The organism is Streptomyces sp. NPDC002324, assembly GCF_053593335.1.
The window spans coordinates 1,540-3,066 of the sequence record NZ_JBSFCF010000086.1; the positions used below are offsets into that span (position 1 = coordinate 1,540).

1 rRNA gene (only partly in view) is annotated in these 1,527 nt (G+C 57.0%); it reads right to left on the bottom strand.

Annotated features, from left to right (window positions below):
* Positions 1-1,281 (bottom strand): 23S ribosomal RNA (locus ACWCRJ_RS44395); it reaches 1,491 nt to the left of the window's first position.
* Positions 1,282-1,527 lie beyond the last annotated feature (246 nt).

A 1,527-nucleotide genomic window follows, 5' to 3' on the forward strand; every position in this document is an offset into this window, starting at 1 on the left:
TACTGCTGGAATGACACGACTTCGGCGGTACGCTTGAGCCCCGCTACATTGTCGGCGCGGAATCACTAGACCAGTGAGCTATTACGCACTCTTTCAAGGGTGGCTGCTTCTAAGCCAACCTCCTGGTTGTCTGTGCGACTCCACATCCTTTCCCACTTAGCGTACGCTTAGGGGCCTTAGTCGATGCTCTGGGCTGTTTCCCTCTCGACCATGGAGCTTATCCCCCACAGTCTCACTGCCGTGCTCTCACTTACCGGCATTCGGAGTTTGGCTAAGGTCAGTAACCCGGTAGGGCCCATCGCCTATCCAGTGCTCTACCTCCGGCAAGAAACACACGACGCTGCACCTAAATGCATTTCGGGGAGAACCAGCTATCACGGAGTTTGATTGGCCTTTCACCCCTAACCACAGGTCATCCCCCAGGTTTTCAACCCTGGTGGGTTCGGTCCTCCACGAAGTCTTACCTCCGCTTCAACCTGCCCATGGCTAGATCACTCCGCTTCGGGTCTTGAGCGTGCTACTGAAACGCCCTGTTCGGACTCGCTTTCGCTACGGCTACCCCACCCGGGTTAACCTCGCAACACACCGCAAACTCGCAGGCTCATTCTTCAAAAGGCACGCAGTCACGACGCACCGAGTAAACTCGATGCGCGACGCTCCCACGGCTTGTAGGCACACGGTTTCAGGTACTATTTCACTCCGCTCCCGCGGTACTTTTCACCATTCCCTCACGGTACTATCCGCTATCGGTCACCAGGGAATATTTAGGCTTAGCGGGTGGTCCCGCCAGATTCACACGGGATTTCTCGGGCCCCGTGCTACTTGGGTGTCTCTCAAACGAGCCGTCAATGTTTCAGCTACGGGGGTCTTACCCTCTACGCCGGACCTTTCGCATGTCCTTCGCCTACATCAACGGTTTCTGACTCGTCTCACAGCCGGCAGACTGTGAAAGAGAGATCCCACAACCCCGTATACGCAACCCCTGCCGGGTCTCACACGCATACGGTTTGGCCTCATCCGGTTTCGCTCGCCACTACTCCCGGAATCACGGTTGTTTTCTCTTCCTGCGGGTACTGAGATGTTTCACTTCCCCGCGTTCCCTCCACTTGCCCTATGTGTTCAGGCAAGGGTGACAGCCCATGACGACTGCCGGGTTTCCCCATTCGGAAACCCCCGGATCAAAGCCTGGTTGACGACTCCCCGGGGACTATCGTGGCCTCCCACGTCCTTCATCGGTTCCTGGTGCCAAGGCATCCACCGTGCGCCCTTAAAAACTTGGCCACAGATGCTCGCGTCCACTGTGCAGTTCTCAAACAACGACCAACCACCCATCACCCCGAACCAGTAGTCCGAGTGCACTGGGGCCGGCACTGAAGGCAACCGTAAACACGGCCATACCCTCAGACACCCAACAGCGTGCCCGACACCCTCACCGCCCAGATCAGCTTTCCACGCCCCCGAAGGAACAGTACTCACAGCCTGAGACAACTCAGATGCCGAATAATCAACGTTCCACCCATGAGCTAC